The following is a 6,244-nucleotide window of genomic DNA, read 5'->3' on the forward strand; positions in this document are numbered from 1 at the left end:
ACAAACAAAAAAACATCCAGTTATAAACATCTTTTCAAATTTTTAAAAGTATGTATATCAAGTGAGGCTAATTGTGGCCATTATTTCGAAATAATAATAAATTCTGAACGCCTATTTAAGGCAATTTTAGCCTCTGAGCATGGTACGTCATTTACACACTCGTTAATAGGTCTGGTTTCACCATAACCTTTTGCCGTAAGTCGGGTAGCATCGATGCCATTTTTTACTAAAAACTTGACAATAGATTCCGCACGTTTTTGAGATAACTTCAGGTTGTACTTATCTTTACCACGACTATCGGTATGTGCACCAACCTCTACTTTTAAATCAGGATATTGGGCCAATGCTTCAGCTATTTTAATAAGTTCGTAAGCCGCATCTTCTCTGACGTTGGATCGGTTATTGTCAAAATAAATAGGATTTAATTTTATCAATTTACCAAGGTCCTGACCTACATCGACCACCTGCTCAATCGGCTCTAGTGGTTGCGTAAAAACCTCATTACCTCCTAAGGTATTAATAGGCAAATAACGTTCAGCCAATTGATATCCTTCTTTAGTAAAACGAATAATAGTGTTTTCCTTGCAATTTCTACTATATGACCATTTGCCGTTGTTTGTACTTTTAAAAGCAGCAATCTCCTCACCTTTTTCGTTGAGCACCTGAATGTCTACGTCCGTTACGATCGTTTTTTCATTACTATCAACTATATTCACTATGAGTTGCTGTTTACAATCTTTGATCAGCGGTTTTAATCTGTTAACTCGATAAATATCATCATCCCCCATCCCACCATCTCGATTTGAAGCCACATAACCAACATTCGTTTCATCATTGATAATAAAGGAAAAATCATCTTTTACAGTATTTACAGGCTCTCCTACATTATAAACAGCGCTATAAACGCCATTTTCAAGTGGCGCTACAAACACATCGAGACCGCCTAGGCCCGCGTGCCCATCAGATGCGAAAAATAAATCGCCATTTTCGCTTACAAACGGAAAAGTTTCACGTCCTGATGTATTGATATCCTTTCCTAAATTAACAGGTTTGCCGAACAATCCGCTTCGTCCTTTTTTGGCCATCCAAAGATCAGATTTACCATGCCCACCCGGTCTATCAGACACAAAAAACATTGTGTTGCCATCTGGGCTAAACGCAGGATGCGCTACCGAGTATTGATTACTGTTGTATTGAATTTCAGTTACTTGTTCCCAACCATATTCGCTATCAACTGCCGTAAAAATTTTAAGGCGATTAACCCCTTTTTTATCTCGTTTATATTCCCCTTCATAGTAGTTATTTCTAGTAAACCAAATGCGATTTCCGTTTTTGTTAAATACCGAAGAGGATTCGTGAAAACGACTATTAATTCCTTTCAATTTTTTTAATCCGCTATACTTACCACTTTTGGTAAGTTTTACCTCATACAGTTCCAAAAAAGGTTTGTTGGTACGTTTATCTACAATACGTGTAAAAACTCCTGAATCACGGGCGCTTGCAAAAACCAAACGGTCTTTATAAAAGCTGGGAGCAAAATCAGAATTACCAGAATTAAAATCTAACGACTCTATGGTATAGCGCCCTGATTGCTCTTTTATACGCTCGAGATAATTCTTATCATTTTGAAGTAAGTCCACCCTGTAGGTGTCGCCTTTTTTGCCATAATAGGTTACTAAGGCAGCATCTGCCTCTTCATAGCGTTCTTTTGAGCGTAATACCTGACTATATCTAAAATAGTCTTCAGCTTGCATCACTTCTTTTTGCTTAGCAATGGAATCATACCAACGTAATGAAGCATCTGTATTGTTGGTAAAATAATAGGCGCTGGCTAGTTTTTGATATAAGTCTGGTGTTTGATAGCCCTTTTTAAGCAATTTTTCATAAATCTGAATCGCATTTGCATAAGCAAAGCGATCGTACTTTTTATTCGCAGCATCAATGTTTCCGCTTTGGGCATTTATTAGGTTACCAGAGACTACTAGCACCAAAAGAATAGTCCTTAATTTCATTATTTGGGTATTGCTATCTACAAAAAGGCAATTGTCGTGCCAAATTACGATTATTTTAAGAGCACCAGATTGGTAAGGATAGAAGTTATTAAGGGTTTTTTAACCTCTTCTTATCAAAAAATAGCTTTGACCATGCCATTATTAGTTTTGTGAAAGAATAGTCCTTAAAACAGCATCAACTTCATTGGAATTTAAGCCAACACCTACCCCAGGATGATACAATAATCGGATAATGTCTCGATCGATCTGAGCATATTCATTTGTTCTAGTCCATTCTTCTTGAAAAATACTACCATCATACCGTGGAGAGTCCTTAGCTAACCCCAGCGATTGGGTTAGCTCTTCTCTAAGCAAGTGTTTTTGTTCTTCGAGATTGGCTCGCTCTATATCGACATACATGTGTCCATTTGTTAGGTAGTTTTGTCCGTTCCAGAAAATACTGAATAAGCCCCAGTTATTTGATACCAATGTGGCTTGTGAGGGGTATAATGCTGCGTAATCATTAGCTGAACCAAAAAAGATGATATAATTAGCCATTGATTCGTCACTAACAATATTCATCTCAAAATTATCAGTAATAAGCTGATTGAGTTCGTCCTTTATACGTGATAGTTCTGCCGATAAATCACTACTCGAGGTGCCTTTAACAAAAATGTTCATGTCTCCATTCCATTTTCTTGTAATCTCACTGGCACTTCCAAATTCGAACCCCAGTGCAATTTCCTTTAAATATTCAATTTGATCAAGTTCATATGAGGTTAACGACAGGTCAGTCTTACTGTCATCTTCTGAACAGGACCAACATACAATTAATAGGAAAGGGATTATTAAACCGCTCTTAAGCAATCGCATAATTATCTAAACTTTAATTTCACCTAATACTTAATTACCACTTGATCTTGTTGGGAATAGTTATAGGCTGTTCCTACAAAGCTAATTATTCTTTTTAGAATCCATGTTTTGTCATCCTTCACCTGTGATCTCGGCAATTAAATCAACTTCTAACTTTGCAGTAGGCTCATATAACCTACTTATTTGCACCCAAGTTGCTGCCGGGTAATCTCCATTGTAGAATTCCTTCCTAGCATGGTTATGTTTTTTCATCGTTTCGATGTCGGTAGCATATAGGGTCTCTTTAACTACATCTTCAAATGTTGCTCCAAATGCTTTTAAACACTCGCCTAAGGTACCATACAACCGTTTAATACCCTCCGGGCTTAAATCATTAGAAGGTACTCCCGAAATATAAATTGTATTACCCACCTTTACCACCTGTGCATACCCTGCACTTTCACTCTGCTTATCAGCATTGCCCCAATGCCATTTTTCCTTCATTATTATGGTTTTTTCAGGCTGAGCTGTTCTTTCCTTTCCCTGATCTATATTCTTTTTACAGCTAGTGTTCATAATAAGCGTTATGACCATTAAACTCAACATTCTCATTTTACAATATTGATAAGGATTGACTTCAATTTTTTTGCGTTTTAAATTTTTCATTATTTCTATTTGGTGTAATTGTCTTTGTGGTTTGAATCCATTAAATCTTTCCCAATCTTAGTAGAATTGGAAAATTTACTTGCTTTATTTCAGTATCACCCCAATACTTTTCTATCTGGATTTTAAGATCGTCGATAGGATTATGATTGTTTTCTTTTATAAAACGCTTTACCGCTGACCATGTATTTAAATACCCTATTAAATGGTTAAGATTCCATCGATGCTTATTTACAAACTTCGGGGTTTGAATCTCCTTAAATGGAAAGGGAATAGTCTTGTAATTTTCATCAATGAATTTTCGTTCATCATCCCAATAAGGTCGAATAACACTGCTATAAAAATCGCCGATAATATTGTCGACCTCAGGACATATTTTAATGAGACCATACCCCACCACACATATTCTTGCATTTTTTCTCGCCGTTCTGCGAACCTCTGCATAGAATTTTTCGAAGTTGAACCAGTGTATTGCCTGTGCTACAATAACTAGGTCGAATAAATCATTAGAAAACGTTGTTTCTTCAGCAGCTTGAACCGAATATTCAATATTATCTTTTGTTAATGCCATGTCTAGTTGTTGTTGACTAATGTCTGTTGCATACACTTGACAAAAGCGCTTTGCCAGTTGAAATGCAACCTGTCCATTTCCAGTTCCACAATCCCAAGCAACATTTTTATTTGGAACCTCTGCCTCTAGGAATCTGTACAAATCAGATGGATAGGTTGGCCTATATTTGACATAATCATCAGCGTGTGAAGAAAAGTGATCTTTCATCGTTTTTCGTTTTCCAAACTAGGTCTCACTCGATATTTAAAGCATCTTTCACCGAGATTTAGATGTGCTACTTAACAACAAACAACTATTTGTTTTTCGGAATTGTCATGGAACAACTCTTCCTCAAAACTTCCAAACTTTTTGACAATTGTAAAGCCATTTAACTTTAGATATGAATCTAATTCTTGAGGGTAGAACATTCGCATATCGAGACTTTGAACCGAATCAAATTCCCCGTTGATAAAATAGTGCCACTCTATGCGATTAATTTGAGAAGCACTTTCATATTTCATGATCTCTTGTATCATTATTTCCCTACCATCATCAGTTTTATATTTAGTGACTACTCTTTGTTGTTTTTCACCCTCTACCATAAATTGAATATTCGGGTTAAAACAATCCAATATGAATGTACCGTTTTCTTTAAGATGATCTTTTACAACAGCAAGTGTTTTAAATAAATCTTCATTTTTATATAAATGATGAATGGAATTGAATGGAATAAAAATTAGATCGTATTGTTCTGACAAATTTAAAGTCCGAATGTCTTCTTGGATAAATTCAATTTCTAATCCAGCCTCAACGGCTTTAGCTTTAGCAGTTTCTAGCATAGAAAACGTTATGTCTACACCCGTAATATTAAACCCGTCTTTTGCAATCGGAATAGTAAGTCTTCCTGTACCGCAACAGAGTTCAAGAATACGAGCCTCTTTATTTTTCGGAAGCCACCGTTTGTAAAAGTTCAAGTCGTCTAGATTAGTATTCATACCATCATAAATACTGCCATCGTAAATTAAATCGCCAACACCGTAGTTTGTACTCATTTTGAACCTCTTAATCTTTAAGTTAAATCATGGTTATCTTAACCAAGCCAATTGCACGGTACTGAACTAATGTATAATACGGCAATTTGAGTACTAAAGATACAGTAATCAACTAAGAAATAGCAGATGGTTATTTGCTAAAAGAAACGAGGAGAAATAAGCTTATCGTAACCTCTGGCCAATTCAAAGCGTAAAAAGACTTCGAAAGTACCTGCATTGAATAGCGCGTCACCAAGTGGCGTTGATTCCCGATCATAAGCAAAACCAATCATCAGCGCATCAGAGAATTGAAAACCTGCTGTAGCACTTAATGCCGCACTCCATCTATAAGCGGCACCAAAGCTAATTTTGTCATTGTACAAAAAGCTAGCAGATAGATCTGCTTGCAAGGGGGCTCCATTAACATACTTACCTAAAAAAGCCGGTTTGAATTTCCATTGGTCAGACAGTCTAAAAATATGCCCTGCCATGAGGTAATAATTAATACGCTCTCTTGCCAGAAAAGAAACGCCTAGATTAGAACTGTTGGTTTCGTCAAAATGCTCAGTTTCTAACAAGTTTGGAGCCGAAAACCCAATATAGGTAAGTCCGTTATGATAGTAAACTCCTGCACCTACATTCGGTGAAAATTTGTTGTCTATATCTTGTTGTAATAGAACATCGGTATTGGTATATTGGTTTAATTCTGAAAAACGTACGTCCAGTAAATGCCCCCCTGCTTTTAGTCCGAAAGACAACTTAGCGCGAGCACTTAGGTTAAGCGTATAGCTAAAGGTGGCATCGAAATAGGTTTCTTGCGTAGGACCAATTTCATCATTAACTACCGAAAGACCTATACCCACTTTTTCACGAATACCAACTGGAGAGTGAATTCCGATTGTTTGCGTACTGGGGGCTCCTTCGAGTCCGACCCATTGTGAACGATGCAGTCCAACAATACTTGTTACACCGCGACTACCCGCATAAGCCGGGTTAATACTAATGGTGTTAAACATGTACTGGGTATATTGCGCATCCTGTTGTGCTTTTATTATTGTTGGATATACTAATATTGCCAACAGTAGAAAGGCTGTTAGAAGGCTCGTTTTATATGTTTTTATGTTCTGTTTCATAAAGGTTCTCGATACAACCCCCAT

The 6,244-nt window shown here is 36.8% G+C and carries 6 protein-coding genes; all 6 read right to left on the reverse strand.

Annotated elements, in window-relative coordinates; translation table 11 throughout:
• Window positions 1-80 precede the first annotated feature (80 nt).
• Window positions 81-2,012, reverse strand: coding sequence for an OmpA family protein (locus ABN763_RS10300; RefSeq protein WP_410485378.1), 1,932 nt, complete (start codon window positions 2,010-2,012; stop codon window positions 81-83).
• 141 nt (window positions 2,013-2,153) lie between these two features.
• Window positions 2,154-2,864, reverse strand: a complete 711-nt coding sequence (locus tag ABN763_RS10305; protein WP_410485379.1) for a DUF2927 domain-containing protein — start codon at window positions 2,862-2,864, stop codon at window positions 2,154-2,156.
• A 111-nt stretch (window positions 2,865-2,975) separates the two neighbouring features.
• Window positions 2,976-3,509, reverse strand: coding sequence for a RidA family protein (locus tag ABN763_RS10310; RefSeq protein WP_410485380.1), 534 nt, complete (start codon window positions 3,507-3,509; stop codon window positions 2,976-2,978).
• A gap of 40 nt (window positions 3,510-3,549) precedes the next feature.
• Entirely contained in the window at window positions 3,550-4,284 is a 735-nt protein-coding gene (locus ABN763_RS10315) for a class I SAM-dependent methyltransferase (protein ID WP_410485381.1), read from the reverse strand.
• A gap of 71 nt (window positions 4,285-4,355) precedes the next feature.
• Entirely contained in the window at window positions 4,356-5,108 is a 753-nt protein-coding gene (locus ABN763_RS10320; RefSeq protein WP_410485382.1) for a class I SAM-dependent methyltransferase, read from the reverse strand.
• A 137-nt stretch (window positions 5,109-5,245) separates the two neighbouring features.
• Window positions 5,246-6,220, reverse strand: coding sequence for a type IX secretion system membrane protein PorP/SprF (locus ABN763_RS10325; RefSeq protein ID WP_410485383.1), 975 nt, complete (start codon window positions 6,218-6,220; stop codon window positions 5,246-5,248).
• Window positions 6,221-6,244 lie beyond the last annotated feature (24 nt).

It is taken from the genome of Spongiivirga sp. MCCC 1A20706 (genome assembly GCF_046524175.1).
Lineage (GTDB): Bacteria > Bacteroidota > Bacteroidia > Flavobacteriales > Flavobacteriaceae > Spongiivirga.

Excerpts from the sequence above, each read along its gene's own strand:
- ABN763_RS10320 (WP_410485382.1), bottom strand. The coding sequence starts at position 5,108 with ATGAGTACAAACTACGGTGTTGGCGATTTAATTTACGATGGCAGTATT.
- ABN763_RS10315 (WP_410485381.1), bottom strand. The coding sequence starts at position 4,284 with ATGAAAGATCACTTTTCTTCACACGCTGATGATTATGTCAAATATAGG.
- ABN763_RS10300 (WP_410485378.1), bottom strand. The coding sequence starts at position 2,012 with ATGAAATTAAGGACTATTCTTTTGGTGCTAGTAGTCTCTGGTAACCTA.
- ABN763_RS10325 (WP_410485383.1), bottom strand. The coding sequence starts at position 6,220 with ATGAAACAGAACATAAAAACATATAAAACGAGCCTTCTAACAGCCTTT.
- ABN763_RS10310 (WP_410485380.1), bottom strand. The coding sequence starts at position 3,509 with ATGAAAAATTTAAAACGCAAAAAAATTGAAGTCAATCCTTATCAATAT.
- ABN763_RS10305 (WP_410485379.1), bottom strand. The coding sequence starts at position 2,864 with ATGCGATTGCTTAAGAGCGGTTTAATAATCCCTTTCCTATTAATTGTA.